Source organism: Neisseria wadsworthii 9715 (genome assembly GCF_000227765.1).
GTDB classification, from domain to species: domain Bacteria; phylum Pseudomonadota; class Gammaproteobacteria; order Burkholderiales; family Neisseriaceae; genus Neisseria; species Neisseria wadsworthii.
Map to the genome: position 1 here is coordinate 1,838,703 of NZ_JH165159.1, position 23,070 is coordinate 1,861,772.

The following is a 23,070-nucleotide window of genomic DNA, read 5'->3' on the forward strand; positions in this document are numbered from 1 at the left end:
AAAGTGGGCAATATCTAAGAATGCCTGTCTGAAAATATTATTAGTTATATAGCTCGACAGAGAATTTTATTGGCTTCCGCCTGACGCAACGAAAACTGCGATTGATTACCCAAACGCACAGCATAAGGCCCTTTACCCAATATACCGACTGCTATTACTTCAAGCGGCATTCCATGAGAAAACCCCAAATCAGCCAAACGGCGGCTGACCAGCGGATCCAGCTCTCCAAAAATCTCACTGGGCGCAATAGAATCAATTTGCACCCGGCTGCCTTTAGTGAGGCTCGATAAAGGCACGACAGACATAAAATATCCTCTCTATGTAAATAAAAAATCATAGTAAAACTGCGAAGCTTGATTATTGCCCAAGCAATATCATCTTAATTTGTATAATTAATCAATCGCTTGAAAACTTTATAATAGATTGAGTTTAAGTATACTCTTTATGTAATTAAATATAATTAAGAATAATTATTAATTGAGAAAACTCAATATTCATTTTCAGACAGGCATAGGTTTTCCCAACTCCACCCAATAACAGAGTATAATCAAGGGTTATTTTTATCTGCTTCTGAATAAAGCCATGCAAGAACATTACAACCCCTCCCAAATCGAACCCGCTTCCCAAAGCAAATGGGAAAACGCACGCATTTTCAGCGTGTCCGAAGACGCATCCAAACCCAAATACTACTGCCTCTCCATGTTCCCCTACCCCAGCGGCAAGCTGCATATGGGGCATGTGCGAAACTACACCATCGGCGACGTATTGAGCCGCTACAAACTGCTCAACGGCTTCAACGTGCTGCAACCGATGGGCTGGGACGCTTTCGGCATGCCCGCCGAAAACGCCGCCATCGACCGCCAAGTCGCACCCGCCAAATGGACTTACGAAAACATCGCCTACATGCGCAACCAGCTCAAGAGCTTGGGTTTTGCGTTTGATTGGGAACGCGAACTCGCCACCTGCTCGCCCGAGTATTACCGCTGGGAGCAGCTTTTGTTTACCAAACTGTTTGAAAAAGGCGTGATTTACCGCAAAAACGGCACGGTAAACTGGGATCCGGTCGACCAAACCGTTTTAGCCAACGAGCAAGTGATCGACGGGCGCGGCTGGCGTTCGGGCGCTTTGATCGAAAAACGCGAAATTCCGATGTATTACTTCAAAATCACCGATTACGCCGAACAGCTTTTAAGCGATCTGGACGGCCTGAACTGGCCGGAGCAAGTGAAAACCATGCAGCGCAACTGGATCGGCAAATCGCGCGGCGTGCAAGTGCGCTTTGCATTGGACAGCGGCAGCAAACAAGGTTTGGAAGGCGATTACGCCGAATACTTGCAGGTGTACACCACCCGCCCCGACACCTTGTTGGGCGCGACTTACGTCGCCGTGGCCGCCGAGCATCCGCTGGCTACCGCCGCCGCAGCCGACAAGCCCGAACTGCAAGCGTTTATCGCCGAATGCAAATCCGGCAGCGTGGCCGAAGCCGATATGGCGACGATGGAGAAAAAAGGCGTGCCGACCGGCCGCTATGTGATTAATCCGCTCAATGGCGACAAACTGGAAGTGTGGATTGCCAACTATGTATTGTGGGGCTACGGCGACGGTGCGGTAATGGCCGTGCCCGGTCACGACGAGCGCGATTTCGAGTTCGCCAACAAATACAAACTGCCGATTAAACAAGTGGTCGAATCCACTTTGGAACAGCCTGCCTACAATCCGAACGAATGGCAGGATTGGTACGGCGACAAAGAAAACACCCGCCTGATCAACAGCGGCGAATTCGACGGCATGGATTTTCAGACGGCCTTTGATGCCACTTCCGCCAAACTGCAATCCCTAAACGCCGGTGCGCCGAAAACCCAATACCGCCTGCGCGACTGGGGCATCTCGCGCCAACGCTACTGGGGCTGCCCGATTCCGATTATCCATTGCGAAAGCTGCGGCGACGTGCCCGTACCGGCCGACCAGCTGCCCGTGGTGCTGCCCGAAGACGTTGTGCCCGACGGCAGCGGTTCGCCCTTGGCCAAAATGCCCGAATTCTACGAAACCACCTGCCCGCACTGCGGCGGCCCGGCCAAACGCGAAACCGATACCATGGATACCTTTATGGAATCGAGCTGGTATCAGTTCCGTTACATGTCGCCCCAGTTTTCAGACAGCATGGTTGCGCCCGAAGCCGCCCAATACTGGCAACAGGCCGACCAATACATCGGCGGCATCGAACACGCCATTCTGCACCTCTTATACGCCCGCTTCTTCACCAAACTGATGAACGAAGAAGGCATCGTGCCGGTGAAAGAACCCTTTGCCAGCCTGCTCACTCAAGGCATGGTGCTGCAAGCCACTTACTACCGCGAAACTGAAAGCGGTAAAAAACAATGGTTCAACCCCGCCGAAGTGGAAGTGCAAACCGACGACAAAGGCCGCCCCGTCGCAGCCGTCTTAAAAGCCGACGGCCGGCCTGTAGTAATCGGCGGCGTGGAAAAAATGTCGAAATCGAAAAACAACGGCGTTGACCCGCAAGATTTGATTGATGCTTATGGCGCCGACACTGCCCGCCTGTTTATGATGTTCGCCTCACCGCCCGAACAATCGCTCGAATGGAGCGATTCCGGTGTAGAAGGCGCACACCGCTTCCTGCGCCGCCTGTGGCGCACCGTGTTTGAATACATCAACCGAGGCGGCGCGGTCAAAGCCTTTTCAGACAGGCATGACAACTTAGATAAAGAGTTGAAAGACCTGCGCCACAAACTGCACGCCACCATCGCCAAAGTCAGCGACGACTACGGCCGCCGCCTGCAATTCAACACCGCCATCGCCGCCGTGATGGAATTGCTCAACCAATACGACAAAACAGACACGTCAAGCGAACAAGGCCGTGCCGTGGCGCAAGAAGTATTGGAAGCCGTTGTCCGCCTGCTGTGGCCGATTGTGCCGCACATCTGCGAAGCCTTGTGGAGCGAATTGTGCAGCGACACCCCGCTGTGGCAAGCCGCTTGGCCGCAAGCCGATGCCGCCGCCTTGGTGAAATCCGAAATCGAAATCATGGTTCAAGTTAATGGCAAATTGCGCGACAAAGTAACCGTGCCCGCCGATGCTTCTAAAGAAGCAATAGAAGCCGCCGCTTTAGCCAGCCTGGGCGCCCAAAAATTTACCGAAGGCAAAACGCCGAAAAAAGTGATTGTAGTTCCCGGACGCTTGGTGAATATTGTTGCTTGAGCAAGAAACCATCTAAAATCAATTTTGCTTACATAGCCATTTCAAATTGACATAATCATATCTTTACAACGAAAAGCCTGTCTGAAACGTTTTCAGACAGGCTTTTTATAATCTTTTGCTTCAAAAACTTTCCTTTCTCATCAAAATCAATCTTCCCATTCATCAAAAAAGCTACACTTTGAATCATAAAAACAACACTAAATTAAAAAATATTCGGTTATTTTTTAAGATATTCGGATATTTAAAAAGTGACACAAACTGTCACATCAAGCAAAAAGCAAACTCGATCAATTGCAACAAAAAATATAATCATATGATTTATATAAAATTATTTATCTCTATTTTTACCAAATAACAGTAACGTGACGTTAATTGTCACCTAGTGTCAATCTATGCCACGCCAAATGTACCGCTTATCTCATTTTCGCATCATCTTGTAAAAATTCTTTGACTTTTTTTCAATTGCAAAATTTAAAATTTATAGGCACAATACACCTACCAAAACAAGAAACAAAAAAGTTCGTCAAGCGAACAAGAGTTTTAATAACTTTAATATTATTTACATAATATACTTAAATTGCATATATTTTACGGGGTTTTAATCATGTCTATTCGCAATATTTTATCCACTGCCTTAGTGGCTGCCGCATTATTCGGAGCACAAAGCGCTTCTGCCGGTGAAATTCAATTTTTCAAAAAAGATTCTGAAGTAACCGCAGCTAAAGCACAAATCAATGGAAGATTGGCGGTACGCATGACCATCCATACCGATGGTTCTCTAAAAGATATACGCGTTACCCGCAGCAGCGGTAATCAGGCTATCGATAACCAAGCTGTTGCTTGGATGCAAACACAAACCATGCGGCCTGTTTCCATCAACGGCGAACACCAAACATTCAGCGTAGTTAAAGAAATTCAATTTTCAAATACCGGCATGCGGCTCGGTATGAAATAAAGTTTTTCGGGGGCAACCCCAACCTTTGGAACCAGGTATAAAGTTCTTTTGTTGTTATCATTGTGTATTCTCTCTGTTTAGGCGCTTTCCTCGTTTGAAAGCGCTTCTTTTTTTGCCTAATAATGGCGTATTCAGGCTAGATTCGAGTATCTCACAATGTTATTGGGACTCAAGATGCTCAGTTCAGGGTAAGTCCGAGTACGACGACGGTGCTGTTACTATGTAAGTGGTTTAATTAATAAAATCCCAGTTAAGTTGGCACAATAAATGCCTGTCTGAAACTATTTTTCAGACAGGCATTTATTACAGCTTCTAAACCTATGTAAGCTCACAGCTCTGTTGATGCAAGCAGCTTCAATCCGCCGAAACTTTGTAGCTCCAGCACAATATTTCCACCCACAGCAATCCTGATTCTATTATTTTTTTCCGCCAAACAATCAAACCATTCCGAAACAGCATCCATCAAACCACTGCACGCCGGCCGCCACGCTGCCGTACCCTGCTCCGCGTGGCGAATGATGATTTGTGGTTCATCATCCGTGCTGCTCTCACTGCTTAAATACACACAACAGCAGCCTTCCCGCTCACCGTTTCCTTCCTCAGCTTCGTGGCTCCAGCCCGCTAAAGCCGAACCGCCGTTTTGCCGCACATGGTTTGCCGCCAGCAGTAAAGGCTTACCCCATGATTCCGGTTCGATGCCGACAGACTGGAATATGGTTACTCCGTTCAAGCCCAAAGCGGCGGCGGTATGGAATGCCGGGGCATTGTGGAGGTTGGCAAGAAAATCAAAAGGTTTTGCAATCTGCTGTTGAAACACATTACCCATCATTTCATTAAAAACCGAAGGCGAGCTGAATGTTCCGCCCCAATACACCGCCGTATCTTTTGGGAGCTGCTGTTGGCTTAATTGCAAGCTGCCGGCTAAAGTTAACAGCGTTAGGCGGCTGAAGCGGCGAGCGTCTAAATGATATTGTGTTTTCAAATGGCGTTTCAGACAGGCATTGTCTTTGCCGGAACCGTTAAAAACTGCAGCAGTCCGAATATAAACTTGATGCGTCATTTCAGCCACTCCCATACAAACGCCATATTGCTACTGCCGAAGCCGAAAAAGTTTGCCATATAAAAGCCCGCACCGAGCGGGCAACTCCCCTGTAAAGCCACCCCGCCTTCCAAGCTGCCTTGTAATAAAGCCTGATAAAGCAATACCGTTTCCAACGCCGCGCTGGCACCTTGAGTATGCCCGATTAAAGGTTTAAATGCTGCCAGCGGCACTTGCCGCCCAAATACGCTTTGCAAAGCATCGGCTTCTGCTTCATCAGTAGCACCGGTGCCAACAGCATGGGCTTTAACCATGCACACATCATCCGCAGCCACACCTGCCTGCTGCAAAGCATGCCGCATAACTTTGCTTAAGCTTTCACTATCGGTTTCAACAGGGCTGGCAGCGCCGGTATTTGCTGAGGCGGAAACCAAGCGAAATTGTTTTTCGCAATCCGGCTTCTCTTTTAATAAAGCCAAACACGCGATGCCCTCACCCAACACAAAGCCATCTCCGCCAAACGGGACACATTGCTCTGCCAGCAAACCGAGACTGTGGAAATGCATTAACGTAAGCAGGTTGAAAGTTTCAAAACCCACAACCAACGCACGTTCTATCAGCCCACTTTCCAACATGGCATGAGCCTGCATCAGCGCGTGGCCGGAAGAAGTGCAGGCTGTAGCAAAGCAATAAACCTGATGATTTCCGTAACTTTGCTTAAGATGGTCGGAAAATTGATGCAGGCTGTATTTCCCGAATGGTTGCTGCTGCGCCAGATAATGAATTTCGTAATAAGGAAGCAGGTAAGAAGTGGAGCCGATAAACACCGGCGTATCGGATAATGCTTCTCCTCCCCAGCCCGCGTCTTCGGCAGCCTCCAGCAAATATTGTTCCAGCAGACTGAATAAAGCGGTTTCATCCAACCGCTCATTATCAAATGCACGAAAATAAGCCGCTTGTTGCGGCTGGTTTAGAAAGTCAAAAGCGATTTTTGCAGGTGGTTGTGAATCAGCCAATGCTATGCGAGCACCGCTGCCCGATCCTTGCGCACATTGCATGCTTATCCCGGCAAGATAGCTCATGCGCCATGCTCCTTACGCACAAAAGCTGCCAAGCTGCGCACATCCGCCATATGCTTGCGCACCATTCTGTCTCCTTGCAAACGCACTCGGAAATATTGCTGCAAAGCCACCGCTATTTGCAGAGCGTCAAGCGAATCCAAGCCGATCGGGCTTTCATCGCCGAACAAAACCGCATCATCGGTAAAATCGGCCATGACAATTTCATCTTCTTTGTCGGCTTCCGCAAGAATCAGTTTTTTTAATTCGGCTTCAAGCAGGCCGGGTTCGAGGGTAAAGGTGTAAGACATGAATGGTTCTTTTCAAATCTGTTTGTGCTTGGTAAAAGCTTTTTCAGACAGGCATCGGCTGCAATATCTGCTTAATCGCCCATGCTTGCCAGCAGCTCTGCCTGATGCTCGGCAATCAATGCGCCGGTGAGTTCGTCCAAATCACCGTCCATAATAAAATCCAGCTTGTGCAGCGTTAGGTTGATGCGGTGGTCGGACACACGGCCTTGCGGATAATTGTAGGTGCGGATGCGTTCGCTGCGATCGCCGCTGCCGATCAGGGTTTTGCGTTCGGCAGCCTCTTTGGCCTGCGCTTCGCGCTTTTGCATATCGTTCAGACGCGCCGCCAAAACTTTCATCGCCTGCGCTTTGTTGGCATGTTGCGAACGCCCGTCTTGACACTCTACAACCATACCGGTAGGCAGATGCGTGATGCGCACAGCCGAATCGGTTTTATTGATGTGCTGGCCGCCTGCGCCAGAGGCGCGGAAAGTGTCGATACGCAAATCGGCCGGATTCAGCTCGATTTCTTCCAATTCATCCGCTTCGGGCATCACGGCCACAGTGCAGGCCGATGTGTGGATACGGCCTTGGCTTTCGGTTGCCGGAACGCGCTGCACGCGGTGACCGCCGCTCTCGAATTTGAGCTTGCTGTATGCGCCCAATCCGATGATGCGGGCAATCACTTCTTTATAGCCGCCCAAATCGCTTTCATTGGCAGACACGATTTCTACCTGCCAGTTGTTGCGTTCGGCATAGCGGGTATACATACGCAGCAAATCGCCGGCAAACAAAGCAGCTTCATCGCCGCCTGTGCCGGCGCGCACTTCGATAAAGATGTTTTTATCATCATCCGCATCTTTGGGTAGCAGCAGCTTTTGCAGCGCCAAATCCAATGTTTCGATTTTGGTTTTAGCCGCTTCGATTTCCTCCGCGGCAAAGTCTTTCATATCAGGGTCAGACAGCATTTCTTCGGCATCCGCCAAATCGTTTTGCGCTTGACGATATTGCCGAAACACCTCCACTATCGGTGTGAGTTCGGCATGTTCTTTATTGAGTTTGCGGTAGTTATCCATGTCGGCAGTAGATTCGGGCGCACCCAAAAGCTGGGTAACTTCTTCCAAACGGTCTGCCAATTGTTGCAGTTTTTCTAAAATCGAAGGTTTCATTTATGTGTATTTGCTCCGCTGCCTTGGCGGTGATTTAATTGTGTACGAAAAAAGACGATTCCGCAGAATCATCTTAGATTGTTTTCAGACAGGCATTAAAGCTTATGAAACTTGAAACCTTGGCAAGGCTATCGAATGCGGATGCAGTTCAAAGCGCAACCGCGCACAACACAAAAATGCGCTGCAAATAGCAGTTTTGTACAAATTTCTGCCTGTCTGAAACCGTTTATTGGATCGCTGAAATTATAACACATATCAAACGCTTAATTAGTGCTCCCGTTACAAAACAAAGCTGCACGCCTCATTCGGCGTGCAGCTTTGTTTCATTGTTGATTTAACGCACGGCAACCAATGCTGCTTGATAATCCGGCTCTTCAGCGATTTCTGCCACCAGCTGGCTGTGCAGCACACGGTTGTTTTCATCCAATACCACAACGGCTCTTGATGCCAAGCCGGCCACTGCTCCGGAGGTAATCTCAACACCGTATTTTTGAGCGAAATCGCTGCGGAAAGAAGACAGCATCGTTACATTCTCAATGCCTTCCGCACCACAGAAACGCGACTGTGCAAACGGCAGATCAGCTGAAATACATAATACAACGGTATTCGGCAAACCTGCTGCCGCTTCGTTGAACTTGCGCACCGATTGGGCACACACGCCTGTATCCACGCTGGGAAAAATATTCAGAATTTTCCGTTTACCGGAAAAATCCGCCAGTTTCTTGTCGGATAAATCCGCAGCAGCGAGCACGAAGTCAGGAGCGGCATCGCCCACTTGAGGCAGAAAGCCTGCCACTTCCACCGGGGTACCTCGAAAAGTTACTTGCGCCATAGTGTTCTTCCTTTTTAAATGATTGACGATTATGCTTTGCACACAGGCAATGCGGCGGGATAAACCGATACTTTCGTTTGCGTTAAGGCAAATAAAGTTTCCAGCTGCGCCTGCGCCTGCGCTTGTGCATGCTTCAGAATATCGGCGCGGCAGGCGCTTTCGAGAATCTGCGTTCTGGCTTTGCTCTGCACTTCTTGGAACACGGATTTGTCTATCGGCGTAATGCCCAGCGAGCCGGTTTTGATGTCATACACATCCAGATTATCCACGTTCACGCTCAAAATTTCCACCGGCGGCAAGCTGATAATGGCTTTGCCGTCGATTACCTGCACGTTTTCAGGTTTCAATTTGTCTAAATCCACCCCTGCCAACACACGGCCTTTGGCCATAAACAGGCCGGTTTGCGCATCCTGCCAAAGCAGATACCAATTGCCCTGTTTCTCGGTTTTGATGATGGTGTCGATATAAAACGCCGTGCTTTCCAAACGGTTTAGCTTTTGAATTTGAACAATGATACTCTCACGACTAATCGGGTTGTGCACGTTTTTCGGCGCTTCGGGCTTTTGCTGCATATACAGATACATGACAAAAGCACCGGCGCAAACCAAAGCGGGAATCAGCAAAAAATAAAAAAGTTTTTTCATAGGTTTTCTAATGAATCAATGGCTTAATCGGGCTTTCAAAAAAGTGATGCCTGTCTGAAAACAAGGCACCTATTGTACACCTTATTTTCAGACAGGCATATTGCATATGGTAAAGCCCGACAATGCGCTTACATTCTGCCCAACTCACGCTGCAAGGCCTGGATATTCTGCTGACGGTCAAGCACATGGCTTTGCAGACTGCTGATTTGCTGTTGGTTGATTGTGCCGTTTTTCACGGCGCGCGCGCGTATCAAATCCGCCTGCGCCTGCGCCAAAGCTTTTCGCTCATTATGAAGCTCCTGCTCCAAAATCGAACGTCTGCCGCTGTTACCGCCGGGTTTGGGTGAAGTAGAAACGACTGCCGGCGTGTTCATCGCTTGCGGCGCTTTATAAGCAGCCTGCTGGATATTTGGCTGACGCACCGGTAGCTGCGCTTTGGCTACGGTGCGTTTGACCTGCTGAGCGGACAGCTGATTCGCCACCGGTGCGGTCGGTGCACTGTAAACCAGTTTCGGCGCAGCCGAGGTGTAATTGCCGATTGCCGGCAAATCCGCCTTGCCGCGGCTGCGGCATTCCGGGCTCGGTTTATCGGTGTAAACACCGTTGCATTCGTAAATCGGGCCCGCCTGAACCTGAGCCGTCCAAGCAACTGTTAAGCCCAACATCAAAGCTGAATGTTTAAAAAACGTTTTCATTTTTCCCATACTTATCCATGTGATTGTTCGCTGAATGCGGCCTCGATTTCTTGATTAATCTGCTCCAATTCTTCCTGCCACATCAACCAATTTTCTTCCAATTCGGATAATTTTACTTTGACCGCCGCCAAGTCGGTAAGTGTTTGTTGGAGTTTTACTTTATTTTCCTCTAAATAGGCATCTTCATGTGCCAAAAATGCTTCAAATTCTGCCTGTTGTATGCCTAATCCGGCCATCTCTTTTTCGGCTTTATCGATTTTTTGCTGTATCGGTTTGCTGCGTTTGGCTTTTTCCTGCCTGATTTGTGCTTCAAGACGCTTGGTATCCTTACGGCTCTGGGTTTGCGCTGATGCGGCTGGTGCAGCAGCGGCATTATCCTGCGCCAAACGCCACTGGCGGTAGTCTTCCAAATCGCCGTCGAAGCTTTTCAGACAGCCTTTGTCAATCAGCAAAAAACTATCTGTGGTGGCTTCGAGCAGGCTGCGGTCGTGCGACACGACGATCAATGCTCCCTGAAAGCTCTGCAATGCCACGGTAAGCGCGTGGCGCATATCCAAATCGAGATGGTTGGTCGGTTCGTCGAGCAGCAGCAGATTGGGCTTTTGCCACACAATCATCGCCAACGCCAGCCGCGCTTTTTCGCCGCCTGAAAAAGGTTCTATTTTCTGCAAAGCCATATCGCCGACAAAGTTGAAGCCGCCGAGAAAATTGCGGATTTCCTGCTCGCGCACATCAGGCGAAAGTTGCTGGATGTGCCAAACGGGGCTTTGGTCGTCGCGCAAGGTGTCAAGCTGATGCTGGGCGAAATAGCCGATGTTGAGCTTTTCGGATTTCACTATCTGGCCGGACAATAAAGCCAATTCTCCGGCCAAGGCTTTGATAAAGGTGGATTTTCCGCTGCCGTTCACACCCAGCAATCCGTAGCGTGCGCCGCTTTCCAGCGATAAAGTGATGTCGTGCAGCACTACCGTATCGCCGTAGCCCAAATCGGCTCTATCCATTTTTAACAAAGGGTTGGGCAAGTGTGCGGGCGTTTCGAATTCAAAGGAAAATTCGCTGTCGAGATGCGCGGGGGCGATGCGCTCCAGTTTGGCCAACGCTTTCATGCGGCTTTGCGCTTGCGTGGCTTTGGTGGCTTTGGCTTTGAAGCGGTCGATAAACGATTGCAAATGCTTGATCTGCGCTTGCTGTTTCACATACGCGGCCTGCTGTTGCGCCAAACGTTGGGCGCGTTCGGTTTGGTAAAAATCGTAGTTGCCGCCGTATTGGGTAAGTTTCTGATTCGATAATTCAACGGTTTGCGTGGTAGTGGCATTCAGAAAATCGCGGTCGTGCGAAATGATGATTTGGGTGCACGGCAGACTTGCGAGATGATTTTCCAACCACAGCACGGTTTCGAGATCCAAGTGGTTGGTCGGTTCGTCGAGCAGCAGCAAATCGGCACGGCACATCAGGGCTTGGGCCAGATTCAAACGCATACGCCAGCCGCCGGAAAAGGCTTTCACGGGCTTGCCGTGTTCTTCCTGAGCGAAACCCAATCCGCTTAACAATTTTGCCGCACGAGCGGGCGCGGTGTAGGCATCGATTTCTTCGAGCTTGGCGTGCCATTCGGCGATTTTGATGCCGTCGTTTTGTGCTTCGGCTTGTTGGAGGCCTGTCTGAAAATCTTGCAGCTCTTTATCGCCCTGCAAAACGTAGTCCAAAGCCGAAGTATCCAACGCGGGCGTTTCCTGCGCCACCGCCGCCATTTTCCAATGCTTGGGAATCAGCACGTCGCCCGCATCCTGTGTGATTTCGCCTTTAATCAAGGCAAACAGGCTCGATTTGCCGGTGCCGTTTTTGCCGATTAAGCCGACGCGTTGGTTGGGGTTGATGGTGAGATTAGCCTGGTTGAGCAGCACTTTTAAGCCGCGCTGAAGGGTAAGTTTTTTGAGTTCGATCATGAATGTTAATTTGCAGGGCGGAAGGCCGTTATTTTACCTTATTTAAAGCATGATGCCTGTCTGAAAATAGGTTCAGACAGGCATCATGTTTATTCGCCGATTACCAAAACAGTATTGCTGCCGCCGAATGCAAATGATGAGCTGGCGCCGATTCTGCGCTCATGCGGCCAACGGCTTTCGGCATGAGTCAAACCGATTCTCGGCAAGGCTTGGTCTGCGATACCGTCCCACCGCTGAGGCGGCAGGCGGCCTTCGGGATTATGGTTTCTGTGGATCATGCCCCATAAAAACGCGGCTTCGATTGCGCCCGCCGCGCCTAAAGTGTGCCCGGTATCGGGTTTGGTTGAAGTGCAGGGTGTGTCGAGGCCGAACACTTCTGCCACGGCGATGCTTTCCATGCTGTCGTTGTGTTGCGTGCCGGTGCCGTGCAGATTAATCCAGCCGACTTCTTCCGCGCTCACGTTTGCATGTTTCAAAGCAGCTTTAAAAGCTTGAATCGCGCCCAATCCGTCCGGCCGGGGCGACGACATATGATAAGCGTCGCTGCTCGCGCCATAGCCGAGCAAGGGCAGGCTTTCGCAAAAACCGGCTTCGCGCGTCATCACGAAAGCTGCGGCGGCTTCGCCGATATTGATACCGTTCCGGTTGACGGAAAACGGGTTGGCCAAACCATTGGACAACACTTCCAGCGAGGCAAAGCCATTGATGGTTAACGGGGAAAGCGTATCCACGCCGCCACAGATCACGGCATCGCACAAACCGGCGCGCAACAAGCGGGCGGCGCTGATTAAAGCGCGCGAGCCGGAAGTGCAGGCAGTGGATACTACATAATTCAGGTTGCTTAATCCATAAGCCTCGGCCACAAATTCGGCAGGCTCGCCCATGAGCTGCTGTGCCTGCTTGAAAGTGAGCGTTTTCCAGTCGGCGCCTTTGGCCGCTTGTTCAAACATAGCGATATTTTCGTCCACACCACTGGTGGATGTGCCCATCACCACCGCTATCCTAGCCGGGCCGAAACGCGCTTTGGCCGCTTCTATCTGCGGCTCGATTTGCGCCAATGCATGCCATAAAAGCTGGTTTGTACGGCTGCGCAAAGTTTCAGACAGGCATTCATTAAAGGCGCGTAGCTCGGTATTTACCGCGCCGAAAGCAAAGCTTTTGCCTTTAACCCATTCTTGCGAAAAGGTCAGCGGCGAAGTTTCGGAAGGGTTGAGCAAAGCATCAATATGCGCTTGCAGGCCGTCGCCCAATGCGCTGGTTAATGCGGGGGCAGACAAATAAACCGGTGTGGTATTCATAAATTATTCCTGAATCGGAAACAGCGACCATTGCGTTTGGCCGGGAAAGTCAATCAGCCAGCCCCGGTCTGTGGTTACGGTGCACCACAATGTTTTGGCGCGCTGTTTGTAACATTCGCCGCCGGTAGTGGCTTGACGCTGCAATTGCGGGTAAACCGCTGCGTCATTATCGGAAAACAGCGGCAACATGGCGCCAAACAGGCGGCGGGAAGCGGCATTCGGCATCACAAAGCCGTCATTATGCCAGCCTTTCTTACTTAAAACCTGCCGCGCAACCGGCGCGCCCAGCGGATTGGTTTGCACAAAACGCACTTCTTCGCCGCTTTGCTCGACCGCCAGCAGGCTGGTTTGGATAATGTTACCGGCAGCATCCCGCTGCTCTACTTGAAACCAGGCGCTGTTATTCTGCATCTGCGGTATGCGTGCCGGCTTGGGCAAGCCCGAGGTGCAGGCGGCAAGCAGCAGGGCGGCGCATAAAAGAACACTGTATTTTTTCATTTCCATCGCTTTCAGACAGGCATCAAACCAGCGGCACATTGCCCACCACGGCGGCCAACGCATCCAGCCGCTTGGCATGTTTTTCAACAAACGGGTTTTTCGTATCCCATGCGTAACCCGCCAAAATAGAAGCAATCATGCGGTTGATTTCGGGGCTGCGGTCGGCGGCATAAATCGCATTTTGGAAGCGCGTATCGTACCAGCCGTTGACATAGGTGCGGAAAGTGTCCACGCCCGGCATCAGCGTATCGGCGTATTCGCTCTGCCAATCCACCGCTTCGCCGTTGAACTGTTTGGCAAGCAGGTCTGCGGCCAGTTTGGCCGAATGCATGGCGATGGTAACACCGGAAGAAAACACCGGATCCAGAAACTCCGAAGCATTGCCGAGCAAGGCAAAGCGCTTGCCGTATAAAGTTTTCACATTGGCCGAATAACCTTGGATGCTGCGGAACGGAAATTCGTTTTCCCATTGCGCATCGGCCAGAATTTCCGCCAACATCGGGCATTCGAGGGCGAATTTTTTCAGCACGGTTTCCGAATCGCCGGCAAGCTTGTCGGTCGAGCCGACCACGCCGATGGAACAATGGTTGTCGGCAAACGGAATCGTCCACAGCCATACGTCGCGGTGCTGCGGGTGGGTGGTAATCAGAATTTTGTCGCGGTCGAATTTGGGGCTGGAAATGTTGTCTTGGATGTGGGTAAAGTGCGCGATGCGCGGCGGCAGGTCGGAAGGGGTTTCCAAACCCAGCAAACGCGGTAGCACACGGCCGTAGCCGCTGGCATCCAACACAAATTTCGCGCTCAGTTCATAAGCCTCGCCCGTGTCGGTTTCCACTTTCAGACAGGCATCGTCTTCCCGCTCTTCAAACGCGGTTACACCGTGCCCGAAGCGCACTTCAACGCCCTGCTTGGCTGCCTCGTCTATCAAAATCTTGTCAAACAAAGCGCGGCGCACTTGGAATGTGGTGCCCGGCCCGGGGGAAAATTTATCGGTGAAGTCAAAATAAGTATAGCGGCTGCCCCAAGTGAAGGCGGCACCGTTTTTAAACTGAAACGAAGGCTCCGCTTCCACCGCTTCCAAAAACCCTGCTTCTTCAATCATTTCCATGCAGTGCGGTAGCAAGCTCTCGCCAATCACAAAGCGCGGGAAATGCTGCTTTTCCAACACGCATACTTTGAAACCTTTTTTATTCAGCAACGCAGAAGCGATGGAGCCCGAAGGGCCGGCTCCGATAATAGCAACGTCGAATTGATGGGTCATTTTTTTGCTTTCTTCAATTTGAATATTTATTCCATATTGGCTGTGTGCAACAGCCATTATCTTATTCTGCTCAACATAATGTTGTAATCAACCTGTGTCGCCACGAAATTTAATATTTCAGACAGGCATTTTGTTATAGCAAACAAACTTTAAAAACCAACACCCTGCGGTCTATCCGAACATTAACGGGTACGGCAGCTTCCTCTGCCCAATGCCCTTTACCCCTCTTCCTTCAACAACCAAGCCGATAGCCACAGATTCAACAGCACGCCCACCGCCACCGTAATGCCGAAAGCAGCCACGGCCGGGGTGCTGCTCGTACCGAGCAGGATAAAGGAAATACCGGTGGTCAAGGCTGCCAACAGCATACCGCCGAGGCGCGCGGGCGCGGTGTGTTTGGCGGTAACGGCATACACCGTGTAGTCCACACCGATGGCCGACACCAGCAGCAGGCCGAACATAGCAAACAGGCTCACCGGCACACCCGCCCAACCCAACACGGCCACAGTACCCACCGCAGCAGCCAAAGGTACGGCCAGAATTTTGACGCCGCGCCGCATGCCGAACATATACCACAACAAAACCAGTGCCAGCGCATAAGACGCCAACTTCAGCCAAGCGGTATGGTTGCGGGTTTCCTGAAACAATTGGTTCAAATGCGCGCGCTTGTCCGCCCAATGCACACCCGCCAAGCCTTGAATGCCTGTCTGAACGGCAGCGGCATCGGTCAAACCGTTTAAGCGGATCACCGAAGCAAACCTGCCCGGCGCTGCTTCACCCAAATACAGAGGGCGCCAAGCTTCGGCCATTTCCAGTTTCAAGCCTTCCGACAAAGTCAGCGCCGGTGCGCCGGCGGCTTCATTTAGAGCATCACGCATGGTGTTGCGCGGCACGCCGATTTCGCGCATAGCCTGCCAGGCATCAGGCAATCTCGCCAACTCACGCAGGCGGTTTTGCAGCTTTTTCTGTTCGGAAACAGACAGCAACCATTGGTCGAGCGACTGAATTCCCACCAGCTTTTGCTGCGCAATCAAAGGCCGCAGCAAGCGGTGTATTTCCGCGTTTTTGCGCAGCAGCGCATCTTCGTTTTCCGCTTCCACCACCAGATATTGCCCGCCGAAATCAGCACCTGAAAGCTTGCCGATTTGCTGCGCTTCGGCCAACAACTCGGGCGGCATATTGACCCATTGGCGTATATCGTCGCGCCAGTCGCTGCGCCACAAGCCCACAGCCAGAAAGATACCGCCCACAATCCACCAGCCGCGGCGATGCAGGCGCAGTTTCACCTTGCCGGACACCACATACAAACGCGCCATCCAGCCCGCAAACGGTACGTTTTTAGCCTGATAACGCGCAAACACGGCCGGCAGCCACAACACAGTCGCTCCAAAAGCGCCCAGCAAAGCAAAACCGGAAAACACCGCCGTTTGGCGCAGCACGGGCAGCGGCGTAAACCATAAAAACGCATAGCCCAAAACCGTAATCAGCAAGCTGATGGCAAAAGTCGGCATCACATGGCGCATTGCGGGTTTGGCCTCCCACGAAAGGCTGTCTGAAAGCGCGGCATATTTGCCTTCGTAGCGGCGGAACACCGAAGGCGCAAGCCAATGCAGCGGGAAATCCACCAACACACCGACCAAGCTGGTGCCGATCACAATCGTCAGAATATGCACTTGGCCAAACACCAGCAACGCGGCAGCCAAGCCCGTAAGCATCCCGGCTGCCAGCGGCAAAGCCAGCCAGAATACCCGCGCAGAACGGAACACCCACAAGAGTAGTGCAAACGTAAGCAGCAGGCCGGTTGCGCTCATCATGCGGCTTTCCCGCTGCGCCTGTGCTTTTGCCGCTGCTGCGAACACCGCGCCGCCCGCGCTCAGCGTTTCCGCACCGTTTGCCGCCGCCAGCTCGCGGCTTTTTTGCAAAAGTGGCAGCAGCTCATCGCTGCCGTTGGCGATATTGTTGACATCGGGCAGCTTGCCGCGCAGCCACACCCAAGTTTTGCCGCTTTCGTCTTCGGTGAACAACATGCCGTTATCGGCATTCCACTGCAAGCGGCTTTGCGGGCGGGCGCGCTCGGATACAAAGCGGCCGACACCCAACCAATCCTGATCCAGCGGCAAAGGCGACGGCGCGGCAAACGGGTTTACCGCCGCTTCCGCGCGCTCCTGGAAATACTTCACCGGCTGCTCAAACAGCAATTGCCGCTGCTCAAACGGCATCACAGCCACACCCAAGCGCCGAATATCCTCGCGCACACGTTCCAAATCGGGTGAAATGCTGCTGTCCACTTCGGCAAACACACCGCTCTGCCGCCACAGCCCGGCGATCTCCATGCCTGTCTGAAAAGCTTTTTCCGCATCGCTGCTGCCCGCCAGCAAAACCACTTGCGCATTTACCTGCTTTTCGTTTTCCGCATCGGCAAGCTGAAGCAAAATATCCGGCTGCCGCTCTTGCGGCAACAGCGCGGTCAAATCGGTTTGCAGCCAGTTTTTGGCGGCAAACTGATAAATCAGAAAAGCGGAAACCAGCAGGATGAAGGCCGTGTAAAGCCTTTGAGGCGTAATGTTCAGACAGCCTCGTTTAAGATGTTTGAATATAGAGATGCGCATCATAATCCGTCCGGATAGGAGTTTCTGAAATGTTTATAGTCTGATTTACCTTAAAAAAACCGAGCACTTGTTATCTACCTGCCGCCTCTGAACATTTCTTCCAATACATATCATGCGATAATTTAATCATGCAACGATCCGGCTTTATTAAATTCAATTTCCAAATTAATAAAAGCATCTATCATCGCGCGCCAAACGGCCTCCGCAACCTCGGGGGACAATCCTTCGGAAATGGCTTGCACACGGCGCGCTTCAATAACTTGCGCAACACGTTCCGGCGCAGCAACGGCCCGAGCATCGTTATGCGGTTTTAAACGCCCTGCCTGCTCCACCAATTTTTGCCGTCGAGCCAACAATTGAATAATTTCTCCATCCAAATCGTCAATTACTCGACGGACTTCATTCAAGGTTTCCGGCATAGTCATAATAGTTTCCTTATCATATTTTCCAATCATTTTATTCAGCGCAAACTCCGCCACAAAGCTTCTTCCTGATTGGCGATGCCGCGCAAAAAGTCGGCAATCTCGCGGCAGCCTTGCTCGGTCGGCTTTTTACACTGGCGCACGCACATGCTGGCAAACTGGCGCCAGTTGTCGCCGATGTCGGTCATTTGCTGCGAAGCGGCCCGCAGAGCCGGGTTGCCGCAGATTTCGGCAGCCTGTTCAAGAAAATAAGCGTAAAGGTAGCGGAAGCCGGCGCCGCCGGTGCCGATTTCTTCCTGCATGCGCACGATATGGCCGAGGTAAAGTTTCTGATATTTGGCGCTTTTGCCGCTTTTGGGCAGGCTTTCTATTTTTTTCGCCAACGTGCGTATGCCTTTTACGCCTACGAAAAACACGGGCGCCAGCATTTGCTTGGCATTTTTGCGGATGGCTGCCTGAATTTTTTCAGACAGGCATTCGTTAATCTGCTTATCCGAAGCCCGGGTGTCGATGTAATACATCAAGCCTTTGGCAGCCAGCGCGCCTTTGGCGAAGCGGGCACGCTGCAAGTCTTCCGCAGCGCAACGCTGCATACTCTCGAACACCGGATCGCTTACCAAATAGTCGCCGCCTTCTTTGCCGTACACCAAGAGATTGTGCGCGTTGAAATGAAAGCGCATTTCCGGCGGGAAATAAGGCAGCCAGAACACGGAAGTCTGCAAGCCGACCAGTTTGCCTTGCGCCACGGCAGCGTCCAATGCCGCCTGCCCGGCTTCGGGCGATGAGAATTTTTGCAGCTTGAGCTTGATGCCCAACACTTTGCATATGTTGCGGATAATGCCTCTTGGCGCAATCCGGTAAGAAATCAACGGCATGCCGGAAAGCTTCACTATCGGCATATAGATAAAGGTCAGCCCGTGCGCCAGCCCGAACACCATGGCTTCGTTCAAATCGCAGCCGTGGTGTTTAAGTAAGGTGGACATCACGCCGCTTTCGCAATGGGCGGTGTGCTGGTGTGAAAATTCAGTCATGATTGTGTTTACCGCTCGGGTGGTTTTTCAGACAGGCATTGTTTTCAAAAGGACGGCGCAAATCATCTATGCCTGTCTGAAACGCTTGTGCATATTTTTCCAGCGTTTTTAGCGGCAATTTAGCAAATACCTCGGGGCGGAAATGGCGGCGCACCTGCCAGCGCCACAAGCCTGTTACCTGCGCCAAACTGGCTTCGTCGTGACGGTAGCGGTACATATAATAATAAAGCGGCGAGCGTTCGCCATTCAGCACCGCCCGCCGCGCCTGCTCGGTTTGTTCGTCCAAATCGGCCACCGCCTGCTCGGTGGCATAAGCTTCATCCTGCCAGCCTGTGCTGGTGGCGGCTTCGTAATGCCCGTTGCGCGTGCCGTAAATCACTTTACGGTGGCCGTGGTAGGTTTTGCTGTCGTCTTGCGGAATGTCGTCTATCTTCATCATGCCTCCTATGTCTTCACTGCCTCCAGCAGCATAAAGCAGGAAGAAAAGCGCCCGCTTTCCGGCACGAAACACAATACTTTCTGCCCGTGCGACACATCAAACGTGCGCATGAATTCTTCAAGGATAATATAAATCGAAGCCGAACCCGTGTTGCCTTTACGGGGCAGGTTGGTAAACCATTTTTCCAAAGCGATAGGAAAACCCGCCTTCTCCAGCCCGGCAGCCACTTTGTCGCGGAAAAAGCACGAAGAATAATGTGGCAGAAACCAATCAATCTCATCGGCGGCCAGCCCGTATTTTTCCATAATGCGCACAATCGGCTTTTCTACTGTGTAATGGACGATATTGTCGTTTAAGAGTTTCACATCCTGCTTCACCGCCATCACGCTGTGCGCTTCGCGGTAAGCCGCATCAAATGTTTTGAAGCCTCTGAATTCGCTCTCAACCAGTTCTGCACCGGCATACATGCAAACAGGCATTTCATGTGCATAGGAAACCAGCTCGATAAAGCGGATTTTAAAGCTCAAGCCTTGCGGGTTGGGGCGGTTGCTCAAATAGGCCGCGCCTGCACCGTCGGAAAGCATCCAGCGCAGAAAGTCTTTCTCAAAACCGATTTCCGGCCTGGCCTGCTCCAGCGCTTTTTGCGCCACTTCGCTTTTAAACACGTCACCGCGCATAATGGCTGAAGCCGCTTCCGAAGCAGCCACCACCGCATGCTGGTGCTCGCCTGTACGCACGCTGTTGTAAGCATATTTCATCGCCGCCATTCCTGCCGCACACACGCCTGCCGTGGTTACCACTTCATAAGCAGGCGCGCCTTCGAGCAAACCGTGCAGCATCACGCCCTGCCCCGGCATAATCTGATCGGGATAAGAGGTTCCGCAGGTCAAGCAGCCTATTTCGTGTTTGTCCACGCCTTGCTCAAACAGGCGCTTCACCGCCTCGGCAGCAAGCTCCGTGCCGCTGTGGGTCGCCCGGCCGGTTACCGGGTCTATCGCATAATAGCGGCTCTCAATGCCGTTGGAGCGCAAAATCATTTTGCGTACACGCGAAGGCACATCGCCCGCCATGCCCAACACGGCCTCCATTTCATCATTAGAAACGGGGGCATTGGGCAGAAAAGCCGATACCCGGTTGAGATAGACATCCAGTAATTGTTGGTTTTCCATTTAATTCGGTTGATTCACTATTAATTTTGGCCGCAAACGGTTTTCAGACAGGCATTATTCCCCTGAAGGCCCGCTGAAATAAGCCCGCTGTCTGGCCAGCTTTTCCTGCATCAGCGGCGCCAACAGCCGCTTCAACACCGCACTGAGCGGCACCACCGTTAAAATCATGCCAATCAGAAACACGACATAAAACGCCAGCACGGCATAGCGCGCCCGCTTCGACACGCGCCCCACCGCCATCACAAGCTTGCCCCAAATAAAAAAGCTGCGCTTGCCCACTTTTTCGCTCATCATCAGCTTTTCGTCCACTTTCACCGCTCCCATACCGCGGAACAAGCCGCCGTCTAAAGCTTCATCGTTTTGCAAGGCCTCTGCCAAACGACGTCCGAAACGCGCTGCGTCCTGCAATTCGTCTTGGCAGATACCTGCCGACGGCAGCCATGGGAAAAGCTGCTTTTTGCCGCTCAGCATCCACGCAGGCGTAGTGATAAAACTGGCCGCGCTGCTGCATGCGTCGATTTTCACAATATTACCCACTAGTTTCGCACCTGCATCTGCCAACAGCTTTTTAACGGTTTCCTGCGCCATCAGCCACATATTGCGGCAACCGATTAAGGTAACAACCGGCGTATCGCGCAAAACCGCTTTTGCAGCGGGATGTTGTAAAAAAGCGGTAATCGGCTGCGCCGGCGACAAAAACCACACGGTATAAGCCAACACCACCGCATCATAACGGCTGCGTGAAAATTCAGGCGCAGCAATCGGCTGAGGCTTCAAATGAACGGTTTCGGGAAATGTATTGAAAAAACGCCAAAACGGCCATGGAAAAGGATACGGCTTATCGGGCTGAATTGCCAGCATATCCACCGCTACACCGGCTTGCTGCAGGGGCTTGGTAAAATTTACCGCCAATTCGCGCAGCTGGCCGGTTTGCGAGTAATACACCACTAAAACATTTTTCACAATTCCCCCGAAACAGATAAATTAATTTGGCAAATTTTAACAAAGCAGCATCTTTTATAGCAATGTAAAAAAACACCTCCCCCCTCTTAGGGCTAGAGTAAAGAAGCTTGTTTTCACAGTCCTTACAAAAACCCGTTTCCTCGCAGAAACGGGTTTTCAGACAGGCATCATATCTTTTGCTACTAATGATCACAAAGCCTGCTTGGCAAACGCATCCAGCTCCTTGCCTGTCTGAATTTGGTTAAACTGCATCACCGTGCGGTCGCCCTGTTTTTCATTTAATTCAATGCGGCGCACAACAGTGTCGCCGCTGATGTCGATATGGTTGAAAACCTGCTTCATCAAAGATGTTTTAGGGTTTAAACGCAGCGTCCATTTTTGCTGCGTACCGGAGAGTTGCAGATTGAATTGCTTTTCCAAGCCTTGCGTGTTACCTCCCAGCAAATCAAGAAACAGGCGGATTTGTTGCGCCTGACCGCTCATTTTGCTCGGGTTAGCGGTGGTCCATTGCTGGCCGTTCCACTGCATGATGCCGTCTGAACGCACGCGCAGGCGGTTATCGAACGGCTTTTGCATATGCCACAGCAGGCCGTTTTTCGGCACCAGCACAAACTGGCCGCTGGTTACCATCGGTTTGTTGAGCGATTTGAGATAACGCTGCTGGGTAAACGCGCCCTGCACATTATTCGGCTTTTGCAGGGTTTGGGAAAGCTCGGCAGTGGAAAACGCCCAAAGCAGCGGGCTAAACAGGGTAAACGCAGAAGCAAGTATCAGCTTTTTCATCACTTTCCTTATCACATCAAATTTCACGGTAAACATCTTCAAACGGTAGGCGGAAGCGTTCGCCCCAGATGCCTTTACCTTCTTTGCGGATGCCGCAGGCCACAATCATATTGACTTCCGTACCACGCGGCAAGTTGAGAATGCGCTTGACCATACGGCTATCCAAGCCTTCCAGCGGGCAGGTATCGTAGCCTTGTTCGGCCATTGCCAGCATAAAGGTTTGCGCTGCCAAGCCGCAGCTTTTATGAACCACCACGCGCATATCCGCTTCGGAAACTTCCATCACAATCGGGCGGAACAGGCCTATGCCGTAAACAATCATTTTGCGCAACGCGCCGAGCAGACCGAAAAAGCGTGCATAGACAAACGGCATCAGCTTGCCATAATAACCTTCCCATCTTTTCAAACGGCCCGGCACTTTTTCGGGCGGACTGTTGCGTCTCAAATTGCCCCGTTCGAAATCCAACATGGTCTGCGCGCGTTCGCGGTATAAATCCTGTCGGGTTACGAACGCCACCATTTGCGTTGCCGTTGTTGCCGCACTTTGGCTCAAACAAGCAACGCCAAGCTTTTTGAGCGTTGTGGGGTCGGTTATGTGGTAAAACTCGTAAAGCTGCATATTGGAGCTGCTCGGCGCAAGCTGCGCCAACTTCAGGCAAGCGCGCACTTTTTCGCTGTCGAGTTTTTTATCCGCATCATAATGCCGCACGGAACGACGGTGGTTCAACATATCGGCAAGCATCATCATAATTC

Annotated in this window: 22 protein-coding genes; 2 read left to right on the forward strand and 20 right to left on the reverse strand. The window is 51.5% G+C overall.

Annotated elements, in window-relative coordinates; genetic code table 11:
- Nucleotides 1-44 precede the first annotated feature (44 nt).
- On the reverse strand, nucleotides 45-305 hold the full coding sequence (locus HMPREF9370_RS08440) for a FeoA family protein (RefSeq protein WP_009117034.1): 261 nt from the start codon (nucleotides 303-305) through the stop codon (nucleotides 45-47).
- A 277-nt stretch (nucleotides 306-582) separates the two neighbouring features.
- Between HMPREF9370_RS08440 and leuS the strand changes: the two genes are divergently transcribed.
- Both leuS and HMPREF9370_RS08450 read left to right on the forward strand, forming a co-directional pair.
- Nucleotides 583-3,219: a leucine--tRNA ligase gene (gene leuS, locus HMPREF9370_RS08445; protein ID WP_009117036.1), complete on the forward strand. Its 2,637-nt coding sequence runs from the start codon at nucleotides 583-585 to the stop codon at nucleotides 3,217-3,219.
- Nucleotides 3,220-3,823: 604 nt separating this feature from the next.
- On the forward strand, nucleotides 3,824-4,174 hold the full coding sequence (locus HMPREF9370_RS08450; RefSeq protein WP_009117039.1) for an energy transducer TonB: 351 nt from the start codon (nucleotides 3,824-3,826) through the stop codon (nucleotides 4,172-4,174).
- Between the two features lie 328 nt (nucleotides 4,175-4,502).
- Here the strand turns inward: HMPREF9370_RS08450 and HMPREF9370_RS08455 are convergent, their stop codons facing one another.
- The 19 genes from HMPREF9370_RS08455 to HMPREF9370_RS08545 form a co-directional block, all read right to left on the reverse strand.
- Nucleotides 4,503-5,234, reverse strand: coding sequence for a hypothetical protein (locus tag HMPREF9370_RS08455; protein ID WP_156792990.1), 732 nt, complete (start codon nucleotides 5,232-5,234; stop codon nucleotides 4,503-4,505).
- Complete coding sequence (locus HMPREF9370_RS08460) at nucleotides 5,231-6,295, reverse strand: beta-ketoacyl synthase N-terminal-like domain-containing protein (protein WP_009117041.1); 1,065 nt, start codon at nucleotides 6,293-6,295, stop codon at nucleotides 5,231-5,233. Before HMPREF9370_RS08460 ends, HMPREF9370_RS08455 begins: the two co-directional genes overlap by 4 nt.
- Nucleotides 6,292-6,582: a phosphopantetheine-binding protein gene (locus HMPREF9370_RS08465; protein WP_009117042.1), complete on the reverse strand. Its 291-nt coding sequence runs from the start codon at nucleotides 6,580-6,582 to the stop codon at nucleotides 6,292-6,294. The genes HMPREF9370_RS08460 and HMPREF9370_RS08465 overlap by 4 nt, the downstream gene beginning before the upstream one ends.
- A 71-nt stretch (nucleotides 6,583-6,653) precedes the next feature.
- The gene (gene prfA, locus HMPREF9370_RS08470; RefSeq protein ID WP_009117043.1) at nucleotides 6,654-7,730 is read right to left on the reverse strand and encodes a peptide chain release factor 1; all 1,077 of its coding nucleotides are present in this window, start codon (nucleotides 7,728-7,730) and stop codon (nucleotides 6,654-6,656) included.
- Between the two features lie 334 nt (nucleotides 7,731-8,064).
- Nucleotides 8,065-8,562: a thiol peroxidase gene (gene tpx, locus HMPREF9370_RS08475; RefSeq protein WP_040667083.1), complete on the reverse strand. Its 498-nt coding sequence runs from the start codon at nucleotides 8,560-8,562 to the stop codon at nucleotides 8,065-8,067.
- A gap of 29 nt (nucleotides 8,563-8,591) precedes the next feature.
- Nucleotides 8,592-9,206, reverse strand: a complete 615-nt coding sequence (locus tag HMPREF9370_RS08480) for a DUF4230 domain-containing protein (protein ID WP_009117045.1) — start codon at nucleotides 9,204-9,206, stop codon at nucleotides 8,592-8,594.
- Nucleotides 9,207-9,334: 128 nt separating this feature from the next.
- Nucleotides 9,335-9,910: a hypothetical protein gene (locus tag HMPREF9370_RS08485; RefSeq protein ID WP_009117046.1), complete on the reverse strand. Its 576-nt coding sequence runs from the start codon at nucleotides 9,908-9,910 to the stop codon at nucleotides 9,335-9,337.
- Nucleotides 9,911-9,912: 2 nt separating this feature from the next.
- Nucleotides 9,913-11,844 (reverse strand): ATP-binding cassette domain-containing protein, encoded by a 1,932-nt coding sequence (locus tag HMPREF9370_RS08490; protein WP_009117047.1) that lies wholly within the window; start codon nucleotides 11,842-11,844, stop codon nucleotides 9,913-9,915.
- 89 nt (nucleotides 11,845-11,933) lie between these two features.
- Nucleotides 11,934-13,142, reverse strand: coding sequence for a beta-ketoacyl-ACP synthase (locus tag HMPREF9370_RS08495; RefSeq protein WP_009117048.1), 1,209 nt, complete (start codon nucleotides 13,140-13,142; stop codon nucleotides 11,934-11,936).
- Between the two features lie 3 nt (nucleotides 13,143-13,145).
- Entirely contained in the window at nucleotides 13,146-13,703 is a 558-nt protein-coding gene (locus tag HMPREF9370_RS08500; protein ID WP_244963444.1) for a hypothetical protein, read from the reverse strand.
- Entirely contained in the window at nucleotides 13,663-14,901 is a 1,239-nt protein-coding gene (locus HMPREF9370_RS08505; protein WP_040667593.1) for an NAD(P)/FAD-dependent oxidoreductase, read from the reverse strand. The genes HMPREF9370_RS08500 and HMPREF9370_RS08505 overlap by 41 nt, the downstream gene beginning before the upstream one ends.
- A gap of 218 nt (nucleotides 14,902-15,119) precedes the next feature.
- The gene (locus HMPREF9370_RS08510; RefSeq protein WP_009117051.1) at nucleotides 15,120-17,513 is read right to left on the reverse strand and encodes an MMPL family transporter; all 2,394 of its coding nucleotides are present in this window, start codon (nucleotides 17,511-17,513) and stop codon (nucleotides 15,120-15,122) included.
- A gap of 119 nt (nucleotides 17,514-17,632) precedes the next feature.
- On the reverse strand, nucleotides 17,633-17,935 hold the full coding sequence (locus HMPREF9370_RS08515; protein WP_040667085.1) for a chorismate mutase: 303 nt from the start codon (nucleotides 17,933-17,935) through the stop codon (nucleotides 17,633-17,635).
- A 35-nt stretch (nucleotides 17,936-17,970) separates the two neighbouring features.
- Nucleotides 17,971-18,963: a BtrH-related acyltransferase DarH gene (gene darH / locus HMPREF9370_RS08520; protein WP_009117053.1), complete on the reverse strand. Its 993-nt coding sequence runs from the start codon at nucleotides 18,961-18,963 to the stop codon at nucleotides 17,971-17,973.
- Nucleotides 18,956-19,399 carry a DarG family dialkylresorcinol biosynthesis protein gene (locus HMPREF9370_RS08525; protein WP_050795388.1) on the reverse strand — a complete coding sequence of 148 codons (444 nt, stop codon included), beginning with the start codon at nucleotides 19,397-19,399 and terminating at the stop codon, nucleotides 18,956-18,958. Before HMPREF9370_RS08525 ends, darH begins: the two co-directional genes overlap by 8 nt.
- An 8-nt stretch (nucleotides 19,400-19,407) precedes the next feature.
- A complete protein-coding gene (locus HMPREF9370_RS08530; RefSeq protein ID WP_009117055.1) occupies nucleotides 19,408-20,571 on the reverse strand; it encodes a beta-ketoacyl-ACP synthase III in 1,164 nt (387 codons plus the stop codon).
- Nucleotides 20,572-20,625: 54 nt separating this feature from the next.
- Complete coding sequence (locus HMPREF9370_RS08535; RefSeq protein WP_009117056.1) at nucleotides 20,626-21,534, reverse strand: hypothetical protein; 909 nt, start codon at nucleotides 21,532-21,534, stop codon at nucleotides 20,626-20,628.
- A 189-nt stretch (nucleotides 21,535-21,723) separates the two neighbouring features.
- A complete protein-coding gene (locus HMPREF9370_RS08540) occupies nucleotides 21,724-22,317 on the reverse strand; it encodes a LolA family protein (RefSeq protein WP_040667598.1) in 594 nt (197 codons plus the stop codon).
- Between the two features lie 16 nt (nucleotides 22,318-22,333).
- Entirely contained in the window at nucleotides 22,334-23,065 is a 732-nt protein-coding gene (locus HMPREF9370_RS08545; RefSeq protein ID WP_009117058.1) for a nitroreductase family protein, read from the reverse strand.
- Nucleotides 23,066-23,070 lie beyond the last annotated feature (5 nt).

Coding starts and splice junctions, on each gene's coding strand:
- HMPREF9370_RS08485 (WP_009117046.1), bottom strand. CDS start 9,910: ATGGGAAAAATGAAAACGTTTTTTAAACATTCAGCTTTGATGTTGGGC.
- HMPREF9370_RS08500 (WP_244963444.1), bottom strand. CDS start 13,703: ATGCGTTGGCCGCCGTGGTGGGCAATGTGCCGCTGGTTTGATGCCTGT.
- HMPREF9370_RS08505 (WP_040667593.1), bottom strand. CDS start 14,901: ATGACCCATCAATTCGACGTTGCTATTATCGGAGCCGGCCCTTCGGGC.
- HMPREF9370_RS08440 (WP_009117034.1), bottom strand. CDS start 305: ATGTCTGTCGTGCCTTTATCGAGCCTCACTAAAGGCAGCCGGGTGCAA.
- HMPREF9370_RS08455 (WP_156792990.1), bottom strand. CDS start 5,234: ATGACGCATCAAGTTTATATTCGGACTGCTGCAGTTTTTAACGGTTCC.
- prfA (WP_009117043.1), bottom strand. CDS start 7,730: ATGAAACCTTCGATTTTAGAAAAACTGCAACAATTGGCAGACCGTTTG.
- leuS (WP_009117036.1), top strand. CDS start 583: ATGCAAGAACATTACAACCCCTCCCAAATCGAACCCGCTTCCCAAAGC.
- HMPREF9370_RS08530 (WP_009117055.1), bottom strand. CDS start 20,571: ATGGAAAACCAACAATTACTGGATGTCTATCTCAACCGGGTATCGGCT.
- HMPREF9370_RS08480 (WP_009117045.1), bottom strand. CDS start 9,206: ATGAAAAAACTTTTTTATTTTTTGCTGATTCCCGCTTTGGTTTGCGCC.
- HMPREF9370_RS08450 (WP_009117039.1), top strand. CDS start 3,824: ATGTCTATTCGCAATATTTTATCCACTGCCTTAGTGGCTGCCGCATTA.
- tpx (WP_040667083.1), bottom strand. CDS start 8,562: ATGGCGCAAGTAACTTTTCGAGGTACCCCGGTGGAAGTGGCAGGCTTT.
- HMPREF9370_RS08540 (WP_040667598.1), bottom strand. CDS start 22,317: ATGAAAAAGCTGATACTTGCTTCTGCGTTTACCCTGTTTAGCCCGCTG.
- HMPREF9370_RS08525 (WP_050795388.1), bottom strand. CDS start 19,399: ATGAAGATAGACGACATTCCGCAAGACGACAGCAAAACCTACCACGGC.
- HMPREF9370_RS08515 (WP_040667085.1), bottom strand. CDS start 17,935: ATGACTATGCCGGAAACCTTGAATGAAGTCCGTCGAGTAATTGACGAT.
- HMPREF9370_RS08465 (WP_009117042.1), bottom strand. CDS start 6,582: ATGTCTTACACCTTTACCCTCGAACCCGGCCTGCTTGAAGCCGAATTA.
- HMPREF9370_RS08495 (WP_009117048.1), bottom strand. CDS start 13,142: ATGAATACCACACCGGTTTATTTGTCTGCCCCCGCATTAACCAGCGCA.
- HMPREF9370_RS08545 (WP_009117058.1), bottom strand. CDS start 23,065: ATGATGATGCTTGCCGATATGTTGAACCACCGTCGTTCCGTGCGGCAT.
- HMPREF9370_RS08460 (WP_009117041.1), bottom strand. CDS start 6,295: ATGAGCTATCTTGCCGGGATAAGCATGCAATGTGCGCAAGGATCGGGC.
- HMPREF9370_RS08510 (WP_009117051.1), bottom strand. CDS start 17,513: ATGATGCGCATCTCTATATTCAAACATCTTAAACGAGGCTGTCTGAAC.
- darH (WP_009117053.1), bottom strand. CDS start 18,963: ATGACTGAATTTTCACACCAGCACACCGCCCATTGCGAAAGCGGCGTG.
- HMPREF9370_RS08490 (WP_009117047.1), bottom strand. CDS start 11,844: ATGATCGAACTCAAAAAACTTACCCTTCAGCGCGGCTTAAAAGTGCTG.